Below are 19,443 nucleotides of genomic sequence, written 5' to 3' on the forward strand. Positions count from 1 at the left end.
TTGTGTAAATGCATTTGCACAAAACGGGCACTTGTCATTTCCAGTTCAGGTGGTGATGTTGACCGAGTCCCGGAAGGCCGCTGACTTGATTGACGAGCGCCGTGTGCTGCAATGGATTGAACATTTAAATGCCAGTTTTCGTACTCGCGAGGGCGCGATCTTGGTGAATTTTGGTCCTGTGGTTTTTCGCAAGTATTCGGAAATTCAAGACAGTCAATGTGCGCTTGCACAGGCGGGTGATCGGGCCTCCCCCTATGAGGGTGACGTGGTGGCGCGTTGGGTCAATGAGTGCCATGATGAGGTTGTGCGTAGTGCCACCCACATCAATGTTTACATCGTCGACAGCTACAGCACGGGCAAAGGTTTTTCCCATCAAGATGGGCATGGTCGGCGCAACAGCAATCGCCCCTATGTGTTGCTGGATTGGGAGCGGCTTTTAAGTGGCTATCAAAGCCCGCTGGAGCATGAAATGGGACATGCTTTTGGTTTGGGGCACGTTTGTGCACCGGGTGCCACAGTGAGAACGCCAACAAATATCATGGCGAGTGCCGACTGCAAAAAAGGCAGCGGGGGCTTGCGCAATATCGGATTTGATTCGGACCAAGCCAACACCATCCGAAAATATGCAGAACTCATTCACAAAAAACTTAGCCAATAAAAACTGACATGACCGCCGTTCAAAACGCAATTTCCTTACTCACAGTCTTTGACTGGATCGCCGTGGCATTTTTTGTCATTTGCTTTCGTGGTTACAACTATGTATTCGATGGCCGCACCCGTTTTGGTCGGCGTGGCCTGTCGCAAAAAACGCATGAGTTTCGAAAGCTGTGGGCCCGTGAAATGCTCGGGCGCAGCAACCGGGTGGGTGACACGGCGCTGATCGGTAACCTGGTCAACAGCGTAACCTTTTATGCCAACACCACCATTTACATTATTGCGGGTCTGTTTGCATTGCTGGGTACGCTTGATCAACTGGTGAATATCACCAGCGATTTGCCGTTCAGCCGGGAGGTTAGCCGTGGTTTGATGGAGATTAAAGTGCTGTTGGTGCTCACCGTGTTTGTGGTGGCCTATTTCAAGTTTACCTGGAGCCTGCGGCAGTTCAACCTGCTCACTATTTTGGTGGGTGCTGCACCAGACGGAAATCCCGACAAGGATTACAACGAAGCCTATGTGTCACGCATGGCCCGCATTAACAGTTTGGCGGGCGATGAGTTCAACCGTGGTTTGCGCAGTTATTACTTTGGTATTGCATCGGTCACCTGGATGATTCACCCCGGCTTGCTGATGGCATTCAGCGCATTGATCGTGTTTGTGCTGATCCGCAGGGACTTCTATTCCGAAGCCCTGCAGATCATGTCGAAATAAACCAGGCTGTGAATTACCAGCTGCTGGTTTCGCGTTCGGGGCTTGCGCTGACTTTGTGAATGGTCAGGTCTGCGCCATTGAACTCTTCTTCGTCGCTTAGTCGAATGCCAACGGTTATTTTGAGCAATCCATAGACCACAAAGCCGCCCAGCAATGCAAACGCCACCCCGGCCAGTGTGCCGATCAACTGGCTCATGAAGGACACACCACCCATGCCGCCCAAGGCCTGCTGGCCGAACACACCGGCTGCGATGCCGCCGAATGCACCACAAATGCCGTGCAAGGGCCACACACCCAACACATCGTCTATTTTCAAGCGGTTCTGCGTGAAGGTGAACATGTAAACAAACAGCACGCCAGCCATTGAGCCCACCGCCAGCGAACCCAAGGGGTGCATGATATTGCTGCCCGCACACACTGCCACCAGGCCAGCCAGTGGGCCGTTGTAGGCAAAGCCCGGGTCATTGCGGCCAGCTGCCAAAGCACCCAGCGTGCCGCCCACCATCGCCATCAGGCTGTTCACAGCCACCAGGCCTGAAATGCCTTCAATTTTCTGGGCGCTCATGACGTTAAAGCCAAACCAGCCCACTGCCAGTACCCAGCTGCCCAGCGCCAGAAAGGGGATTGATGAAGGTGGGTGTGAGCTGATGCGACCATCCTTGGTGTAGCGGCCACGGCGTGAGCCCAGCAGCAACACGGCAGCCAGAGCGATCCAGCCACCCACTGCATGAACCACCACACTGCCAGCGAAGTCCATGAAGGGCGCACCAAAGCTGGTGGTCAGCCATTCTTGAAAGCCATAGTTGCCGTTCCACACCATGCCTTCAAACACTGGGTAGACCAGCCCGACCAGCGCGGCGGTGGCCACCAGCTGGGGCACAAAGCGTGCACGCTCGGCGATGCCGCCCGACACAATGGCGGGAATGGCTGCAGCAAAAGTCAGCAGGAAGAAAAACTTAACCAGTGAGTAGCCGTTGCCTTCATTGAGTACGGTGGCCGGTTCGTAAAAACCAACACCGTATGCAATGGCATAACCAATGAAAAAGTAGCTGATGGTACTGACCGAAAAATCGGCCAGAATTTTGACAAGCGCATTGACCTGGTTTTTGTGGCGCACTGTGCCCACTTCCAGAAATGCAAAACCGGCGTGCATTGCAAGCACCATGATGGCGCCTAGAAGCACAAAAAGAGTGTCCAGTGCGAGAGTGATTTGTTCCATTTTGGTGAATTTTCAGGTTTGTGGTTGAAAGTGGGGCATTAGCTGCAAAAACAATGCCCGTTTCAAAAGCCAAAAATGCACGCTATTGGTGCACCCCTGGTTTTCTGCGTTCTTCTTCCTGTTGGCGCTTTTTGTCGGGTGACTGATTGCTTCCATACCAAAAGCCAAGATTCCAGGGGAGTTGCTGATTGGCCTGAAATTCGGTGACCCGTCCTTGCAAATGCTGAATTTGCTCCAGCGCCTGTTCGACGGTGCAGGGTGGTTGGTTTGCCAGGTGTGCAATGGTTAAATTGCTGGCGATGAGCCCAATGTGTTGAAACGCTTGCATGACATGTTGTGTCAATTCACTGTGCGGTCGCAGTTTGACTTCGCTGTAATCGTCATTGAATTGCAGGCATTGCTCCAGTTCAATGGCGTGGCCAAATTCAGCCTGAATCATTTGGCGCAAAGGCTCTGTTTTAAGCTGTTCCGTGGGCATGCCAGTGGAAAGGCAATGTGTGGTGAAGCTGGTCAGGTGGCTGGCAATTTTATCGGCCACGGCAGCAGCCAGTGCAGCGGGCGTCACTGTTTTTTCAAGCAAAGCCTTGGCCATTTCACCGGCCTGGTCTTGGTATTCCCGGGTTGCATAGCGATCCTCTGTCACCGACAGTCCCCAATCAGTGGCCACATGGTTTTTAAGTGCTTGCACATGGTGAATTTCAAGGTCTTTCGCCTGTTTGGTGCCAAGGTGGCGGCTGTCTTGTTGCCGAACAAGCTGAAGCAAGTGCTGGTCGATCAGGTCATTTTTGGTTTGAATGACCAAGCCGGCCAGCCCTTGTTGCTGCTCAACAAGGTCGCTCGCGCAGCTCAGGATATTCAGTGTGGTCCCCTCGATGCACACGTTTAGTCCTTCTGCAAGGCTCAGCACGGCGCCGATTCTTTTAGGAAGTGAAATGGTCTCGTTACCTAAATGGCTGGAAATCAGGTGCAGGTTGCGCCGGTTTTCATTCACCATCAGTGGCGTGAGGCTGGTCGGCCTGCAATTCACTTTGGTGGCTTCAAAATCGCGGAGTGAATTCAGTGCTGCATTTTTTTGCGCCCCAGCGGCCGCATGTTGCTGAATGAACTGACGAATGCCCTGAATGGATTGCGAGAGGTGCTCTGAATAAGGTTTGCTGTTGGTGGGTGTTGCGGTGAATTGAGCCCAGGCCTTGCCGGTGGGGGGAATTGCAGGTAACTGGGGTGTGTGCGCCTGGGTGGTGGCTGTTGGGCCGGTATAGCCTGTCTGCCTGCTCACCTGTTGCCACACGGAGGCGTTTGACAGTTCAATGTGAAATGACATGCTGGTAAATGGGGATCCGATTGAACTTAAGTGTTCTACTCGCGGCAACAGTTCCAAATCAAGGTGCTTTCAGGGCTCCCCATAGAATTGCAAACAAACCATCGAACTGATCGATCAGGCGGTCGGTTTCTTTGCGCAAAAAGTGCATTTGCGCCACACGGCCAAACACGCCCATGAATACATCCAGCAGCATTTTGCTCGACACGCTGTTGTTCAACGCACCTTTTTGCTGGCCCTCCTTTAGCATGCCCAAAAATGCGCCCATCAACTCCGGGCTTTCATACACGGGCAAGTCGTGATAACGGCTGGCAGGTATCGACACAGTGAGCAGCAAGATCACCTTGGGGTGCTTGTCAAAATAGTCCAACATCACCCACAGTGTCTTTCTCAGGCGTTCACGGTAATCCTCAATACCCTCCAGGTGGTCGATCATTCGGTCGGCCAGGCGGCTCAAGGTGGTGTCCAGTACATAAGCGACCAATCGTTCTTTGCTGCCAAAGTACTTATAAATGGTTTGCAAGCTCACGTTGGCCGTACGTGCCACTTCAATCAGCGGTACGCTATTGAAATCGTGATTGGTGAACAGTTCCAGTACAGCATTTTCAATGCGGTCCAGTGTGGCTTTGCGCATTTTCGCCGGGTTCACATTCAGATCAATTTTGCCAACAGCAGTGCTTGCATTCATTTTGATTAACCGGGTGTGAAGTGGGTTTCATGAATTATTCACCAAATCATCATATTAATTACAATGGCGAATTGGAAAATCGGTAACCCAAATTACCATATGCATAGAGGCGGTACTCTAAAGTAACTTCATGGGTTGATTGTGCGTTTGCACATCGCCATTCTGGATTGTGACGAATTCACGATACTTTCGGTAATTTCGATTACCGAATCCCGAAAATCCAGGAGGCACAGATGCCATCGGCACTGATATTTGACGCAGTAAGAACCCCACGGGGCAAAGGTAAGAAAGACGGTAGCCTGCACCAGGCCACACCAGTATGGTTGCTAAACAACCTGCTGACCGCTTTGCAACAGCGCAATGACCTCGACACCAGCCTGGTGGACGATGTGGTGCTGGGTTGTGTAACCCCAGTAGGCGAGCAGGGTGCCGACATTGCGCGCACTGCGGTGCTGGACGCAGGTTGGGCCGAAACGGTGGCGGGTGTTACCCAGTCGCGTTTCTGCGCTTCAGGCCTGGAGTCAGTAAACCTGGCTGCAGCCAAAGTGGGCAGCGGCATGGAAGACATGGTGGTTGCTGGCGGCGTAGAAAGCATGAGCCGCTGGACCATGGGCAGTGATGGCGGCGCGTGGTTCATGGACCCCCGCATCAACGACAAACTTGGCTTTATTCCCCAAGGCATTTCCGCCGATCTGATCGGCACGCTGGAAGGCTTTAGCCGCACCGATGTAGACACCTACGCGGTAGAAAGCCAGCGTCGCGCTGCGAAAGCGCAGGCTGAAGGCCGCTTCAACAAGAGCCGTGTGCCCGTGAAAGACCTGAACGGTTTGATCATGCTGGACCACGACGAATTCATTCGTGGCAACGCCACCGTGGAAAGTCTGGCCACGCTGCAACCCTCGTTCGCAATGATGGGCAGCATGGGCTTTAACGCCACGGCTCTGCGCAAGTACACTACGGTTGAAACCATCAACCACATTCACCACGCTGGTAACAGCTCGGGCATCGTGGACGGTGCAGCCTTGGTGCTGGTTGGTAGTGAAGAGGCTGGCCGCAAGGCTGGCATGAAGCCACGTGCACGCATTCGTGCAGCGGCGGTCATCGGTTCCGAGCCAACGATCATGTTGACTGGCCCAACAGCAGCCTGTTTGAAAGCGCTGCAAAAAGCAGGCTTGAAAGCGTCCGACATCGATTTGTGGGAAATCAACGAAGCCTTCGCTGTTGTGCCCATGCAAACAGCACGCAACCTGGGTGTCAGCCTGGACCGCGTGAACGTCAACGGCGGTTCAATCGCCATGGGTCACCCACTGGGTGCAACCGGCGCAATTATTTTGGGCACCTTGCTCGATGAGCTTGAGCGGCAAGACAAAACCTTGGGCCTGGCCACACTGTGTGTGGGCGGCGGCATGGGTATTGCCACCATCATCGAACGCATTTAATCGGCCGAAGGAGAAACAACAATGAGTGCAGTGAAATTTGAACTCGGTCAGGATGGCATCGCAGTGGTAACACTGGACATGCCTGGTCGTTCCATGAACGTATTGAATGAAGAATTGATGGGCCCGTTTGCGGAAGCCCTGACCCGCATTGAAACCGACGCCACTGTAAAGGGTGTTGTGCTGACTTCTGGCAAGCCAGAATTTTTGGCCGGTGCTGATCTGGACACGGTTTACAAAATCACCGACCCACAGCAGGCATTTGATTTGGCAGAAGCCTTCAAGACCCTGTTGCGCCGCATGGAAAAATGCGAGAAGCCGATTGTTTGCGCCTTGAACGGCACTGCATTGGGTGGCGGACTGGAACTGGCCATGGCCTGTAACCACCGTGTTGCATTGAACAACCCCAAAGCCAAATTCGGTTTGCCCGAAGTGAAGCTGGGCCTGTTGCCCGGCGGCGGTGGCACACAGCGTTTGCCCCGCATGATCGGTATTCAGGGCGCGTTGGAAATGATGACTCAAGGTTCCGAGCTGCGCGTTGAGCAGGCTGTGAAGAAGGGCATTGTGCAGGAAACTGCGGACACGCTTGAGGAAATGATTGCCAAGGCCAAAGCTTGGGCAGTGGCCAATCCAAAGGCATTGCAGCCTTGGGACGTCAAGGGCTTCAAGTTCCCCGGTGGCGATTCCAAGCACCCCGCCATTGCGCAAATTTGGGCGATTGCACCGAGCATGGCCAACGCCAAGGCGTTTGGCAATTACCCAGCGCTAACCCACATTGCAAGCTGCGTGTTTGAAGGCGGTATTACCGACATCGACACTGGCCTGAAAGTGGAAAGCCGTTACTTCGCTGCTTGCGTGTTGTCGCAAGAAAGCAAGAACATGATGAACACGCTGTGGTATCAGCTGAACAGCATCAAGAAAGGCCAAAGCCGCCCAAGCGCACCTGCGAAAAGCAAGGTCAAGAAAATTGGCGTGCTGGGTGCAGGCATGATGGGTGCCGGCATTGCGTATGTGTCTGCGAAAGTGGGCATTGAAGTGGTGCTAATCGACGCCACGCAAGAAGGCGCCGACAAAGGCAAGGCCTACAGCACCAACCTGCTGGACAAAGCCATTGCCAAGAAGCGCAGCACACCCGAAAAGAAAGACGCACTGCTGAGCCTGATCACCGCCACCACCGACTATTCCAAACTGGAAGGTGCTGATTTGGTCATTGAAGCCGTGTTTGAAGACCGTGGTGTGAAAGCAGACGTAACCGCCAAAGCAGAAGCAGTGATTCCTGCCACAGCAGTGTATGCATCCAACACGTCCACCTTGCCAATTACCGGCTTGGCCGAAGCGTCCAAGCGCCCCAACCAGTTCATCGGTTTGCACTTCTTTTCCCCCGTGGACAAAATGCCGCTGGTTGAAATCATCATGGGTGAAAAAACCGACGATGAGACACTGGCCAAAGGCTTCGACTTTGTTCAGCAAATCGGCAAAACACCGATTGTTGTGAACGACAGCCGTGGCTTCTTCACCAGCCGTGTGTTCGGCACATTCCTGATGGAAGCCGCAGCCATGGTGGGCGAGGGTGTTCACCCACGTTCAATCGAAATGGCGGGTCTGGAAGCCGGCATGCCCATGCCACCTTTGGCGCTGTACGACGAAGTGTCATTAAGCCTTAGTTTGCTGATCATGAAGCAAACCAAGAAGGACATGGAGGCTGCGGGCCAAACATTCCCTGAGCACCCAGGCTACAAAACCCTGACCACCGTGGCTGAAAAGCATGGCCGTATTGGCAAGAAAGACGGTAAGGGTTTCTACGATTATTCCCCAGCAGGCAAAACCCTGTGGAAAGGTTTGAACGAAGAATTCCCATTGGCCAAAGCGCAGCCCAGTTCACAGGAAATTCAGGACCGTTTGATGTACATCCAGGCCAATGAAGCCGCGCGCTGCTTGCAAGAAAAAGTGCTGCGTTCAGTGGCCGACGGTAACATCGGTTCCATTTTCGGTTTGGGTTTTGCGCCGTTCACAGGCGGCATGTTGCAGTTCATTAACGCGCAGGGCTTGCCCCAGTTTGTAAAGCGTTGTGAAGAGCTGGCTGCGCAATATGGCGAACGGTTCAAGCCTGCCAGCATGTTGGTCGAGCTTGCTGCCCAAGGCAAGAAACTCGAAGACAACCTGAACTAAACGATTTGAATCAACAGGAGCAGTAACCATGGTATTCAAAGCAATCATGAATGGCTTGATCAAAGCCAAGGCCATGCCGCAAATTTCCGCAACCGAGCGCCAGGCGCTGGAAGCGGGTACGGTGTGGATCGACGGGCAGGTATTTTCCGGCAAGCCCGACTTTGCAAAAATGTTTGCCGAACCCTATTCGAAATTGAATCAGCGCGAGCGTGATTTCATTGATGGTCCCGTGCAGCAATTGTGCGAAATGTGCGATCCGCATGAAATTGCGACGACACGCGTTATTCCGAAAAACGCAGTCGACTTTTTGGCGTCGGCAGGTTTTTATTCTTTCCTGATCCCACAAAAGTTTGGCGGTCTTGAGTTTTCGGCCAACGCCATTTCAACCATCATGTCGGTGATCACGGCGCACAGTCCCTTGCTGTCCACTTTGGTGGTCATTCCCAACAGCTTGGGTGCAGCCGAATTGATCAAACACTACGGTACACAGGCGCAGAAAGAGCACTACCTGCCACGCCTGGCCAGTGGTGAATATCTGCCGTGTTTCGGCTTGACCGAGCCCACAGCAGGTTCAGACGCAGCTTCCATTCTGGCGCGTGGTGTGGTGTTCAAAAACGCCGAAGGCAAGGTTCAGATCAAACTGAACTTCCGCAAGCGTTACATCACCTTGGCACCTGTGGCCAACCTGATTTCGCTGGCTTTCAAGCTGCAAGACCCCGAGAACCTGCTGGGTAAAGGTACCGACGCTGGCATTACAGTGGCCTTGGTTCACCGCGGCATTCCCGGCCTGGAAATGGGCAAGCACCACCAGCCAATTGGTGATGCGTTCTACAACGGTCCAATCATTGGTCGCGATGTTGTTATTGACGCTGATGAAATTATTGGTGGCGCAGAATGTGCAGGCCAAGGCTGGCGCATGCTGATGGAACAGCTGGCTGGCGGCCGTGCAGTTTCATTGCCTGCTGGTGCAGTGGGTGGTGTGCGTGCAGCAGCCGCCGCTTCCGGTGCATATGCCCGGGTGCGTCAGCAGTTCGGCATGCCCATTGCTGAAATGGAAGGTATTCAGGAAAAGCTGGCTGAAATTGCAGCCATGGCTTACCTCAGTGAAGGGGCGCGCATTTATGCGGTTAGTGCACTGGACAACAACGAGCAGCCACCCGTGGTCTCGGCTGTGTGGAAGGCCTACCTCACCGAGCTTTCACGCGAACAAGCAAAAAATGCCATGGATGTAATGGCCGGCGCTGGCGTGATGCAAGGCCCCAACAATGTGATTGGTCGCGGCTATTGTTCAGCCCCGGTTGCCATCACCGTTGAAGGCGCAAACATCATGACCCGTTCGCTGATTACCTTTGGTCAAGGTGCTGTGCGTTGCCACCCCTATGCGTTCAAAATTGCGAATGCACTGGAAGCCAACGACCTGCCCACATTCAGCAGTGCGTTGAAAGGCTGGATTGGCCACATGGTAGTGAACACCAGCCGCTTGGTCGGCCTTACGCTGACTCGCGGCCACCTGGCCAGCACGCCCAAAATTGATGGCGTAACGCCTTACCTGCGCAAGCTGGCTTGGGCGTCGTCACGCTATTCATTCCTGACCGACATGGCCCTGATCACCGTGGGTGGCAAACTGAAAGCACGCCAGCAGCTTACAGGTCATTTTGCGGATGCCCTGGGCTGGCAATTGTTAGCCATCTCGACCATTCGCCGCTATGTGGCCGAAGGCGAGATCAAGGAAGACTTGCCGCTGGTTCAGTACGCTTGTGAATATGCTTTGGCGAAAGTGCAAAAGGCATTCGAATCCATTTATGCAAACTTCGGCAACAACACAGTGGGCTTTTTGCTGCGCACCGTGGGCTACTTCAGCCTGCGCGTGAATCCGATCGTGGGTTCAGGTCTGGATCGTTTGGTGCCCACTGTGGCCAAAACAATCACCAAGAGTGGCGCACAATTTGGCCGTATTACTGGCGACTTGTACATGCCCAAGTTCAACCTGGCTGATTTGGACAACGACGAAGTGTTGGCCAACACCACAGGCGTCAAACGCTTGATGGCAGCATTCCAGGCTGTGCAAGAAGCCGAAGTGGTGCAAATGAAAGTGATTCAGGCGCGTCGCTCCAAACTGGTTGACAAAGGTTCTGTGCAAGAAATGGCAGAAGCAGCATTGGCCAAAGGCATTATTACAGCGGCAGATAAAAAGCTGCTGGACCGTGCCAACCGCATTAGCCTGGAAGCTATCATGGTCGATGAGTTCACACCGCAAGAGTTCTTCGGTGACAACTCGGTGACCTATGCGCCAGGTTTTGAATGTGCCAACGTGCCCAATGTTAGCCACGGCGCGGCGGTACAGGGTGAGCGTTTGAGGGTTGTGAACTCTTAAGGCGCGTGCGAATGTGAGCGGTGCCCTGGCTTGGCTTGGGGCACTGTTCGCTTCGCCCGGCTTTGCAAGGTTTCCCGGCGGATTCGCAGCGCGGGGCGATTGCGAAGCAATCGATGCGAAGACGCCGAGGCGTTTCGCATGCCCCAAGCCAGAAGCATCAAGCCGGAACTAGAAACCTTGCTTAGGGAGAGGCGAATAGCGCTCCGAGTCAAGCTGTGTCATTCCCGTTCAAAATCAACAAAGTTATTCACAACCAATCAATCACCGAGGCTGCTACACATGTCACCCATTCAAGACCCCACCTTGCTCGAAGGCATCACCGTGCTGGATTTGTCGCGCAACTTGCCCGGGCCTGCCACGTCGCTGATCTTGCAGCAAATGGGTGCCACGGTCATCAAGATGGAGCCTCCTCACGGGGACGATGCCAAAAGCATGCCCATGCTTTACGCCGCTTTGAACAGCAGCAAAAAAATCGTGACTGCCGACTTTCGCACCCCTGAAGGCATTCAGGCATTGAAAGACTATGCAGCCAAAGCCGACGTACTTATTGACGGTTTTCGCCCCGGCGTGATGGCAGACATGGGTTGCGGCTACGACACCTTGAAAGCCTTGAACCCCAAGCTGGTGATGTGCTGCATTACCGGTTACGGGCAAAAAGGTGCGCTGGCTGAAAAAGCCGGGCACGACATCAATTACATGGCCCTGAGCGGCCTGCTCGATGGCTTGCAAACCGCTGAGGGCGACATTCCGGTGCCCGCCGTTCAGTTCGGTGATTTGTTCGGAGGAACGGCAGCAGCGGTGCAGGGTATTTTGGCGGCCTTGTTGAAGGCACAACGCACTGGGCAGGGTAGTTTTGTGGATGTGTCCATGACGCACAACCTGTGGAAGCAAAACATCATGCCCGAGAGCATGGAGCAAATGTGGATCATGCTCAGCGGCAAACCGGCCAAACACCAAGACGATTTGCTCAGTGGCGGGCTGGCTTGTTACAACGTGTACCGCACGGCTGATAATCGCCATTTGGCGGTGGGCTCACTGGAGCACAAATTCTGGAAAGTGGCCTGCGAAGCCATGGGCAAGCCCGAGTGGTCCAATATTCACTGGAGTCGTGGCGCCATGCCCAGCACCCCGGCAGCCCTGCAAATGCTCGCAGACATGAAATCTCTAATTGCTTCCCAGCCGCTTGCGCACTGGGAGCAGGTGTTTGGCAATGTGGATGCCTGTATTACCCCCGTGTTGACTCGTGCTGAAATCAAGCAGAGAAATTTGCTGCGTATTTGATGCTTTTTCTGGTGTAAAAGTAACGCCGGTAAATCGAGTACAGCGCCTAAAATGCTGAAATCTTTGGGTTAACTTACGTGATTCTTACCAAAATCCCGGGAAGAATGGTATTGTTGATTCTGCCGGAAGTCTTATACAACACTTATAAAAACCGAGCCCACGCAGGCTCCGCCGGGGAGACATAAAAAGCCACTCGAAGTGGCACCTCCTTGGCCGCATTCGCTCGGTTTACAGGAGATCAGTTACATGTCAGCACGTCCCGATGAGGCCGCCCCAAAGGTGTCGCCCGATCAATTCAATGGTTTTGTCAGCAAAGAAGCGCAAGAATTATTTGAGTCCCGTTATTGGACCAAAAGTTATCCCCCCGGCGTGTCCGGTGACATGCCTACGCTGCGTTACAACAGCATGCTGGAATTGATTCAAGAGTGCTTGAAAAAGTTTGCTGATCGTCCGGCTTTCGTGTCTGCAGGCACAGAATTTTCATACAAACAGGTCGATGATCTGTCAGACCAGTTTGCGGGTTACCTGAAATCCATCGGTGTCAAAGCTGGCGATGTTGTGGCCATTATGTTGCCCAACTGCGTTCAGTTTCCCGCATGTTTCGTGGGTGCCATGAAGCTGGGTTGTACCTTGACCAATGTGAACCCCCTGTACACCGTGCGTGAACTGAACCACCAGTTGAAAGACTCTGGTGCAACCACCATTGTGGTGTTCGAGAACTTTGCCAACACCTTGCAGCAATCGCTTGAAGGCACCCAAGTCAAGAACATCGTCATTACACAGCTGGGCGACTTGCTGGGTGGGCTGAAGGGCTTGATCGTCAACTTCGTGATGCGCAAAATCAAGAAGATGGTGCCAGCCTACAATTTGCCCCAGGCTGTGCCAATCAAAAAGGCCCTGGCTGCAGGCAAAGGTGTTGCATTCCCCAAGCCGACTCCCAAGTTGGACGACGTGGCCTTGCTGCAATACACCGGTGGAACCACAGGTGTGTCCAAGGGTGCCATGCTGACTCAACGCAACTTGATGAGCAACATGGAACAAGGCTTGGCCTGGATGAGCGAAGCCATTGGCAAAGACCCCATTTGCGTGGTCACCATGCTGCCGCTGTACCACATCTACGCCCTGGCCGTGAACTGCATGCTGTTCATGACCTTCGGTGCGCGTAACATTCTGATTGCGAACCCCCGTGATGTGGGCACCGTCATGAAGGTGCTGCGCAAGGAAAAATTCCATGTCATTACGGCGGTGAATACGCTGTTCAATGCGTTCCTGAACAACGAAGAATTCTGTAATCGCGATTTCTCGGACATGAAGTTTGCAATGAGCGGCGGCATGGCACTGCAACAGCCCATCGCCGAGCGTTGGTTCAAAGTCACCGGTTGCGCGATCTCTGAAGGCTTCGGCATGACAGAAACCTCACCGGTCGTTACTGTGCCGCCTCTGCACGGTGGCGAACGCCCAGCCTTCCGTGGCAATGTTGGTTTGCCAATTCCCGGTACCGAAGTGCGCTTGAAGCGAGACGATGGTTTGTGGGGTGGCTTGAATGAGCCTGGTGAAATTTGTGTGCGTGGCCCGCAAGTCATGTTGGGTTACCTGAACCGTCCTGAAGAAACAGCCAAAACCATTGACGCTGAGGGCTGGTTGGCCACAGGCGACATTGGCACCATGGACGAGCAGGGCTTTGTGAAGATCGTGGATCGCAAGAAAGACATGATCATCGTGAGCGGCTTCAACGTGTTCCCGAACGAGATTGAAGACGTGGTTGCGCAGCACCCTGGCGTGCTGGAATGTGGCGTGGTTGGTGTGCCCGACCCGGTAACCGGTGAGAAGGTCAAGCTGGTTGTGGTGAAAAAAGACGCCAGTGTGACCAAGGAAGATTTGATCGCGCATTGCCGTCAAAACCTGACTGGTTACAAAATCCCGTCATTCGTTGAGTTCCGCGACGACCTGCCTAAAACTCCGGTGGGTAAAATCTTGCGTCGTGAGTTGCGCGACAAGCCGAAAGAGACTGCATAAGTTTTGTCGGACTCAATAAAAAAGCCACCTGCAAAGGTGGCTTTTTTTATGCATCGAACGGTTTAGTTGCGCACGTACATTTCAACGCGGCGGTTTTGTGTACGGCCTGCTTCAGTGTCGTTGGTGGCCGCTGGAAAACGCTCACCCAGACCCGCAGCAGTTAGTCGCGCTCCGGAGATTCCTTTGGTGGTCAGGAAGCTGGTCACAGACTGCGCACGGCGCACTGACAAATCCTGATTGTATTCATCGCTACCGGTGCTGTCGGTGTAGCCGATCACACACACAATCGTGTTGGGGTTGTCACGCAAGGTGGCAGCAATTTGATCCAGTGTGCCTGCAAACTGGGGCTTGATTGCTGTTTTGTTGGTGTCGAACAAAGCAGCACCGGGAATGTCCAGCATCACTGAGCCGTCACGTTGTTCGCGCACAGCGATCTGGCTGCCCACCAGGTAACCAAACAGACCGCCCAATGCGGCACCACGCACAGTGTCCTTGCCATCAATGCTGTTGCCTACAATGGCGCCACCAATTGCACCTACGGCGGTACCGATTGCTGTTTTGGTGTTGTCTACCTTGCGCTCAGGGGCTACAGGGCAACCCGCAACCGCCACGGGTGATCCGGGGGCAGGTTGTTGTGGCGCTTGCGGTTGTTGGAAAACGCCGCCACCATTGCTGGCACAACCTGCTGCGAACAAAGTAAGGGCAATTGCTGAAAGTTTGAATTTATTCATGGTGTCATTCCTCGAGTTTTGTATTGACTTGTTTTCTGTCTGTTTAATTCTAACGCCTTAACCTTTTACAGGTTGACTATAAAAATTTCATGGCGCTACACTCCAACATGCTTAAATCATTAACGATACTTCTTGCGTTTCAGGCCTTGGGCGAGTTGCTCAGCTTCTCGTTGTTTCCATCCATTCCGGGTCCGGTGCTGGGTTTGATCGCCTTGCTGGCATTTTTCTTCATCAAGGGCGGTGTGCCTGCCGATATTCAATCCACAGCCAATGTGTTCACTGCCAACTTGGGGTTGCTGTTTGTACCCGCGGCGGTGGGGGCGGTCGTATTTTGGCCAGTGTTGGCTGAATTCGGGGTGGTGATTCTGATTACCTTGCTTGTAAGTGTAGTGGTCACCTTGGTGGGTACGGCATGGTTGCTCGATCGGCTCGCCGCCAGGTTTATGCCTGGTGACGTCAGTGAGGCCCCCAAGAATGACTGAATCGGCCCGTCGTGTTCTGGAGCTTCCCGAGATCTGGGTTTATCTCAGCGGGAATCCGCTGAGCGCGTTGTTTTTGACCCTGCTGGCCTATCAAATTGGTTTGTGGTGCTACAAAAAAAGCGGGCAGCACCCGTTTACCAACCCGGTCATGATTGCTGTGTTGTTGCTGGCCGCATTTTTACAAATTACAGGTTTAAGTTATCAGCAGTATTTTGAAGGTGCACAGTTTGTTCACTTCTTGCTGGGTACAGCCACTGTGGCGTTGGCGGTTCCAATTTACCAGGGCCTTACCGCGGTGAAAGGTCAAACCGTGCGCACGCTGGTATTGTTGAGCGTGGCTCTGTTGGTGGGTGGTGCCTTGTCGATTGGTAGTGCTTTGGGCACTGCCTATTTATTGGGAGCCAACCTCGACATTGTACAAAGCCTGTGGGCGAAGTCTGTTACGGCACCAATTGCCATGGGCGTTAGCGAGCGCATTGGGGCCTCGCCAACACTCACCGCCTTGTTTGCCATTGTCACAGGCATTCTGGGTGCAGCAGTTGGCACTTGGTTGTTCAATTCCATGGGTATGAAGCGTTGGTGGGTTCGTGGTTTTACCATGGGCCTGGCCGCGCATGGTATTGGTACAGCGCGTGCGTTTTCAGTGCACCCCGAGGCGGGTCGCTATGCCAGCCTTGGCATGGGCTTGCACGGTATTTTTGGTGCGCTGTTAATTCCGTGGGCGTTTGGGTTTTTTAGCTAAACACCCGGGTACTTAGAAACAGGCCGCCCATGCAGCCACATACACAGCCCGCATGTCGGGGCTGGCGTAGCCCAGCATCACCAGCAAGGCGAACACCACCAACACCACTTTGGCCCAACGTGGCATCAGTGGTGTGCTGGTCTGTGAATTCTCAAGCGGCTTGTGTTGCGGGCTCATTCGGTGTTGCGCTTTGTTCCTTGATAGGCCAGTTTACCGCAGCTGCGATCACACTCAAAGCAACGCAGATCCACCACACCATCATGTAACTGCCGGTGGCATCAAACAACAAGCCCCCAAGCCAGCCACCCACAAAGGCACCAATTTGGTGGAACATGAATACCAGTCCACCCAGCATTGACAGGTTTTTAACACCAAACATGGACGACACCGTGCCTGTGGTTAAAGGCACAGTCGACAGCCAGAGAACCCCCATCGCAGCCGCAAACAAATACACGCTCCAGGTGCTTAAGGGCGCCAGCACAAAAGCCACAATGAGCACACCGCGCAAACCATAAATGCCGGTCAGCAGCATGGGCTTTCTGAATTTGCCGCCCCACAGCCCGGCAAGATAACTGCCCAGAATGTTGAACAGGCCAATCAAGGCCAAAGCAGTGCTGCCCACACTGGCGGGTATGCCACTGTCTTGCAGATAGCTGGGCAGGTGTACGCTAATGAACAAAATTTGAAAGCCGCACACAAAGTAGCCCACGCTCAACATGAGGAAGGCTCGGTGCTGAATGGCTTGCCCCAGCGAAGCCCACATGCCCAGCTCTTTGCCCGCAGGCGTTTCCTGATGGCTGGCGGCAGTGTTCGGGCACTCGGCGCTGCAAGGCGTGTCGTCGGTATTCAGGGGCTTGGCTTTTGGCTCGATCAATTGCCATGCCAACACCAAAATGATGACGGCAAAGCAGGCCAGAATGGTCAGTGCCGAAGACCAACCAACCTGGTTGATCAAAAACAGGCCTCCGGGCAAAAATGCAAACTGTCCCAGTGAGCCCAGGGCCATGGAAATACCCATGGCCATGCTGCGTTTTTCAGGGGGCATGGCACGGCTGACCGCGCCAAATACAACCGGAAAAGTGGTGCCGCTTAAGCCCAGTCCGATCAAAATACCAGCGCTGAATGTCAGCATGCCAGGGCTTTCAACCATGGCCATTAAAAACAAACCCAGCGCATACAGTGCGCCACCAAGAATCATGGTGATGGCTGAGCCCAAGCGATCAGCCATTCGGCCTACAAATGGCTGCGCAATACCCCAGACCAGGTTTTGCATGGCAATTGAAAAGGCAAATACTTCGCGCCCCCACTCGTTGCTTAAACTCATGGGCTGCAGGAAAAGCCCGAATGAATGGCGTATGCCAAGCGAGATGGTCATGATAAAAGCCCCACACCACAGAATGGTGAGGGGTGATACGGCTTTGTGGGGGGTCAAGCGCATGGTGATTGCAAATTAAGGTTTGATGTAATCAAAGCCCTGTTGGGTTTGCAGGTCGGCAACACGCACCACACCCGATGGTGTGTAGTTGGCATCCAGCACAAATTGGTCTTTGTTCAGTTTGCGGTTTTTCAAAGTGATTTCGCAAATCTCGAACACCACACCGCGCGCGGTCAGTGCACTGACCAAGGGGGCGTATTGAGTGCCCGTTTCAGCGTGTTTGGCACCCTCCATGAGAAAGTCCACGCCATTGGCATGGGTCACCACGATAATCGTGGTTTTGGGCGACACGTCCAGGTGGTTTCGAATATTACGCAGCGCCTTCAATGGTTGCTCGGCACCGTCAATGTGATAAACCACCTTCGAGGTAATGTCCTGTGTGTTCATCCGCTTCACAGGGGCAGATTCCTGTGCGTACACCGTGCCAGTCAACATCAAGCCTGCTGCAAAGGCCACCACGGTATTTCTGATCAAAAGCCAAGTCATTTTTTCTCCTTCAATGTCGGTTAACCCCGCCTTATCCCACGAAAAGGTGGGGTCGTTGAGGTGACTCCTTAGAGGGATGTTTAACCCATCGCCCATCTGGATACTGAACTGTACCGAATTGGAATGGATGAGCAACAGTATGAAACCCAACACCGTATTAAACACCGCTTTGTCGGTGAGCAAAATTGGTGTTTACGCGGCTGTCGTCCTTGGCGCTGCGGCTTGTTCATCGCTTCGACCCTTTGGCCAGGAGGACGAGTTTCGTGCCAAATTGAAGGCGCCGGACATCACTGGCGCCAGTTCGACAGCTTCCCAGGTTACCTTGCCGATTGAGCGCTTGCCCTCCGACACGTTCTGGGTTCGTCCCCAAATCTCGGAAGGTGATTTGCCTGATCGACGTGTCGACAACCTGTCGGTCACAGAACGCGGTTTATTTGATGTGTTGCAGCTGATTTTCGCCAGCACCAACATGCCATTGAGTTTTGAGGGTGGGGCGGATGCAGCGTCCCGTTATGGGGTGGTCACGCTGAACAACTTGAGCGGTAGTCTGCCGCAGGTCATGAACAAGTTGGGCGAGATCATGGGGTTCTTCTGGACTGTGACCGAGTCGGGTGTGCTGAGGATCATGCCCGAACAGCAGTTTGTGGTCACCATGCCACCCGTGCTGAATGAGGACAGCATGGCTGGCATTACCAACACCATGCAGTATCTGGGCGCGCGTGACGTGTACCTGGATCGCATTAACAGGTCGCTGGTTTTTCGTGCCAATCGCCGTGCATTAAGCGACATCCAGAATTATCTGGAGCGGGCACGGGCCACACGATCGTTGATTGTGTATGACATGAATGTGTTGCAGGTTGATCTGAATGACTCCAACAACATGGGTGTGCGTTGGGAGTTGTATAAAACCGGAAACGGGATCAACACGGCGCCGGATTCGGCACTTGCAGGTGCCTCAAGTACGGCAGACCGAATTACCCAGTTGACCCGTACCGCGTCGGGCATTGAAACCCTGATTTTCGGTGAAAACTTTTCAACCAATTTTCTGATTGATTTTTTAAAGTCGCAAGGCGACGTAAAAACGTTGAGTCAACCCAAAATTGGTTTAATGAATGGCACCAACGGCAATATTCGTGTGGGGCAATCCACCACCTTCGTCTCGCGCGTGGGGTCTCAAATTGTCAATGGCGTGGCGCAGTCTACTGCGGACACGCAAAACCTGCGGACTGGTCTTGAAGTCTCGCTGACTGGCGAGGCGCACGACTCAACCATTTACACCCGCATCAATATTTCAATCACTGAACTGTTGGCGTTAAAGCGCTTCACTGCCTTGGGCGTCGATCTGAATCTGCCCGAAGTGGCCGACCGTGAGCTGAAAACACAAGTGCGTTGTCGCCCTGGTGACACGATATTGCTGGGTGGCATTACCGTGTCCAGGGCGCAAGACGATTTTCAAAGTGGTTTGGGCACGCGCAGTCGAACCGAGGCCACGAAACAAACTGAACTGGTGGTGACCATTCGCCCACGCCTGTTGCTGTTCGGGGAAGTGGCCAAGCAGGAGCAGCCTGCAGCACAAACGCCTGTGTTGGAACCTGTGGAAACGGCGACACGCGCTTTGCGTTTGTCCACAAGCCTGGGCTTTGTTCCGGCACCAGTTCAAATGATTTCCAAGCTGACCCAGGTTCAGGAGCGGTAATT

The 19,443-nt window shown here is 53.7% G+C and carries 17 protein-coding genes; 10 read left to right on the forward strand and 7 right to left on the reverse strand.

Annotated features, from left to right (window positions below):
* Positions 1-31: 31 nt before the first annotated feature.
* Together P0D43_RS05340 and P0D43_RS05345 are read left to right on the forward strand one after the other, a co-directional pair.
* Positions 32-658, forward strand: coding sequence for a hypothetical protein (locus P0D43_RS05340; RefSeq protein ID WP_394673449.1), 627 nt, complete (start codon positions 32-34; stop codon positions 656-658).
* 8 nt (positions 659-666) lie between these two features.
* Positions 667-1,368 (forward strand): DUF599 domain-containing protein, encoded by a 702-nt coding sequence (locus P0D43_RS05345; protein ID WP_159568205.1) that lies wholly within the window; start codon positions 667-669, stop codon positions 1,366-1,368.
* Positions 1,369-1,381: 13 nt separating this feature from the next.
* Here P0D43_RS05345 and P0D43_RS05350 read toward each other — a convergent pair whose 3' ends face one another.
* The 3 genes from P0D43_RS05350 to P0D43_RS05360 form a co-directional block, all read right to left on the reverse strand.
* Complete coding sequence (locus tag P0D43_RS05350; protein ID WP_394673450.1) at positions 1,382-2,587, reverse strand: ammonium transporter; 1,206 nt, start codon at positions 2,585-2,587, stop codon at positions 1,382-1,384.
* An 82-nt stretch (positions 2,588-2,669) separates the two neighbouring features.
* Positions 2,670-3,908 carry a hypothetical protein gene (locus tag P0D43_RS05355; RefSeq protein ID WP_394673451.1) on the reverse strand — a complete coding sequence of 413 codons (1,239 nt, stop codon included), beginning with the start codon at positions 3,906-3,908 and terminating at the stop codon, positions 2,670-2,672.
* Positions 3,909-3,966: 58 nt separating this feature from the next.
* Positions 3,967-4,593, reverse strand: coding sequence for a TetR/AcrR family transcriptional regulator (locus P0D43_RS05360; protein ID WP_394673452.1), 627 nt, complete (start codon positions 4,591-4,593; stop codon positions 3,967-3,969).
* Between the two features lie 233 nt (positions 4,594-4,826).
* On the opposite strand from P0D43_RS05360, the gene P0D43_RS05365 reads away from it, so the two are divergent.
* The 5 genes from P0D43_RS05365 (at position 4,827) to P0D43_RS05385 (ending at position 13,869) form a co-directional block, all read left to right on the forward strand.
* Positions 4,827-6,032: an acetyl-CoA C-acetyltransferase gene (locus tag P0D43_RS05365; protein WP_394673453.1), complete on the forward strand. Its 1,206-nt coding sequence runs from the start codon at positions 4,827-4,829 to the stop codon at positions 6,030-6,032.
* A gap of 21 nt (positions 6,033-6,053) precedes the next feature.
* Entirely contained in the window at positions 6,054-8,198 is a 2,145-nt protein-coding gene (locus tag P0D43_RS05370; protein WP_341238066.1) for a 3-hydroxyacyl-CoA dehydrogenase NAD-binding domain-containing protein, read from the forward strand.
* A 28-nt stretch (positions 8,199-8,226) separates the two neighbouring features.
* Entirely contained in the window at positions 8,227-10,572 is a 2,346-nt protein-coding gene (locus P0D43_RS05375; RefSeq protein WP_394673454.1) for an acyl-CoA dehydrogenase, read from the forward strand.
* A gap of 279 nt (positions 10,573-10,851) precedes the next feature.
* Entirely contained in the window at positions 10,852-11,853 is a 1,002-nt protein-coding gene (locus P0D43_RS05380) for a CaiB/BaiF CoA transferase family protein (RefSeq protein WP_394673455.1), read from the forward strand.
* Positions 11,854-12,099: 246 nt separating this feature from the next.
* The gene (locus P0D43_RS05385; RefSeq protein WP_394673456.1) at positions 12,100-13,869 is read left to right on the forward strand and encodes an AMP-binding protein; all 1,770 of its coding nucleotides are present in this window, start codon (positions 12,100-12,102) and stop codon (positions 13,867-13,869) included.
* A 62-nt stretch (positions 13,870-13,931) separates the two neighbouring features.
* On the opposite strand, the gene P0D43_RS05390 is transcribed toward P0D43_RS05385, so the two are convergent.
* Positions 13,932-14,600: an OmpA family protein gene (locus P0D43_RS05390; protein WP_159568214.1), complete on the reverse strand. Its 669-nt coding sequence runs from the start codon at positions 14,598-14,600 to the stop codon at positions 13,932-13,934.
* Positions 14,601-14,707: 107 nt separating this feature from the next.
* On the opposite strand from P0D43_RS05390, the gene P0D43_RS05395 reads away from it, so the two are divergent.
* Positions 14,708-15,082, forward strand: a complete 375-nt coding sequence (locus P0D43_RS05395; RefSeq protein WP_394673457.1) for a CidA/LrgA family protein — start codon at positions 14,708-14,710, stop codon at positions 15,080-15,082.
* Positions 15,075-15,824: an LrgB family protein gene (locus P0D43_RS05400; protein WP_341237191.1), complete on the forward strand. Its 750-nt coding sequence runs from the start codon at positions 15,075-15,077 to the stop codon at positions 15,822-15,824. The genes P0D43_RS05395 and P0D43_RS05400 overlap by 8 nt, the downstream gene beginning before the upstream one ends.
* Positions 15,825-15,836: 12 nt before the next feature.
* Here P0D43_RS05400 and P0D43_RS05405 read toward each other — a convergent pair whose 3' ends face one another.
* Genes P0D43_RS05405 through P0D43_RS05415 form a run of 3 tightly spaced genes read right to left on the reverse strand, consistent with a single transcriptional unit; the run spans position 15,837 to position 17,745 of the window.
* Positions 15,837-16,001 (reverse strand): hypothetical protein, encoded by a 165-nt coding sequence (locus P0D43_RS05405; RefSeq protein ID WP_341237192.1) that lies wholly within the window; start codon positions 15,999-16,001, stop codon positions 15,837-15,839.
* On the reverse strand, positions 15,976-17,262 hold the full coding sequence (locus P0D43_RS05410; RefSeq protein ID WP_159568218.1) for an MFS transporter: 1,287 nt from the start codon (positions 17,260-17,262) through the stop codon (positions 15,976-15,978). Before P0D43_RS05410 ends, P0D43_RS05405 begins: the two co-directional genes overlap by 26 nt.
* A gap of 12 nt (positions 17,263-17,274) precedes the next feature.
* Positions 17,275-17,745, reverse strand: a complete 471-nt coding sequence (locus P0D43_RS05415; protein WP_394673458.1) for a DsrE family protein — start codon at positions 17,743-17,745, stop codon at positions 17,275-17,277.
* 139 nt (positions 17,746-17,884) lie between these two features.
* Here P0D43_RS05415 and P0D43_RS05420 point away from each other — a divergent pair, with 139 nt between their 5' ends.
* A complete protein-coding gene (locus P0D43_RS05420) occupies positions 17,885-19,441 on the forward strand; it encodes a hypothetical protein (RefSeq protein WP_341237193.1) in 1,557 nt (518 codons plus the stop codon).
* Positions 19,442-19,443: the final 2 nt, after the last annotated feature.

It is taken from the genome of Limnobacter sp. (assembly GCF_043511195.1).
GTDB lineage: Bacteria > Pseudomonadota > Gammaproteobacteria > Burkholderiales > Burkholderiaceae_B > Limnobacter.

Coding starts and splice junctions, on each gene's coding strand:
- P0D43_RS05420 (WP_341237193.1), top strand. CDS start 17,885: ATGAAACCCAACACCGTATTAAACACCGCTTTGTCGGTGAGCAAAATT.
- P0D43_RS05345 (WP_159568205.1), top strand. CDS start 667: ATGACCGCCGTTCAAAACGCAATTTCCTTACTCACAGTCTTTGACTGG.
- P0D43_RS05380 (WP_394673455.1), top strand. CDS start 10,852: ATGTCACCCATTCAAGACCCCACCTTGCTCGAAGGCATCACCGTGCTG.
- P0D43_RS05405 (WP_341237192.1), bottom strand. CDS start 16,001: ATGAGCCCGCAACACAAGCCGCTTGAGAATTCACAGACCAGCACACCA.
- P0D43_RS05365 (WP_394673453.1), top strand. CDS start 4,827: ATGCCATCGGCACTGATATTTGACGCAGTAAGAACCCCACGGGGCAAA.
- P0D43_RS05390 (WP_159568214.1), bottom strand. CDS start 14,600: ATGAATAAATTCAAACTTTCAGCAATTGCCCTTACTTTGTTCGCAGCA.
- P0D43_RS05395 (WP_394673457.1), top strand. CDS start 14,708: ATGCTTAAATCATTAACGATACTTCTTGCGTTTCAGGCCTTGGGCGAG.
- P0D43_RS05375 (WP_394673454.1), top strand. CDS start 8,227: ATGGTATTCAAAGCAATCATGAATGGCTTGATCAAAGCCAAGGCCATG.
- P0D43_RS05370 (WP_341238066.1), top strand. CDS start 6,054: ATGAGTGCAGTGAAATTTGAACTCGGTCAGGATGGCATCGCAGTGGTA.
- P0D43_RS05400 (WP_341237191.1), top strand. CDS start 15,075: ATGACTGAATCGGCCCGTCGTGTTCTGGAGCTTCCCGAGATCTGGGTT.
- P0D43_RS05410 (WP_159568218.1), bottom strand. CDS start 17,262: ATGCGCTTGACCCCCCACAAAGCCGTATCACCCCTCACCATTCTGTGG.
- P0D43_RS05355 (WP_394673451.1), bottom strand. CDS start 3,908: ATGTCATTTCACATTGAACTGTCAAACGCCTCCGTGTGGCAACAGGTG.
- P0D43_RS05385 (WP_394673456.1), top strand. CDS start 12,100: ATGTCAGCACGTCCCGATGAGGCCGCCCCAAAGGTGTCGCCCGATCAA.
- P0D43_RS05350 (WP_394673450.1), bottom strand. CDS start 2,587: ATGGAACAAATCACTCTCGCACTGGACACTCTTTTTGTGCTTCTAGGC.
- P0D43_RS05360 (WP_394673452.1), bottom strand. CDS start 4,593: ATGAATGCAAGCACTGCTGTTGGCAAAATTGATCTGAATGTGAACCCG.
- P0D43_RS05415 (WP_394673458.1), bottom strand. CDS start 17,745: ATGACTTGGCTTTTGATCAGAAATACCGTGGTGGCCTTTGCAGCAGGC.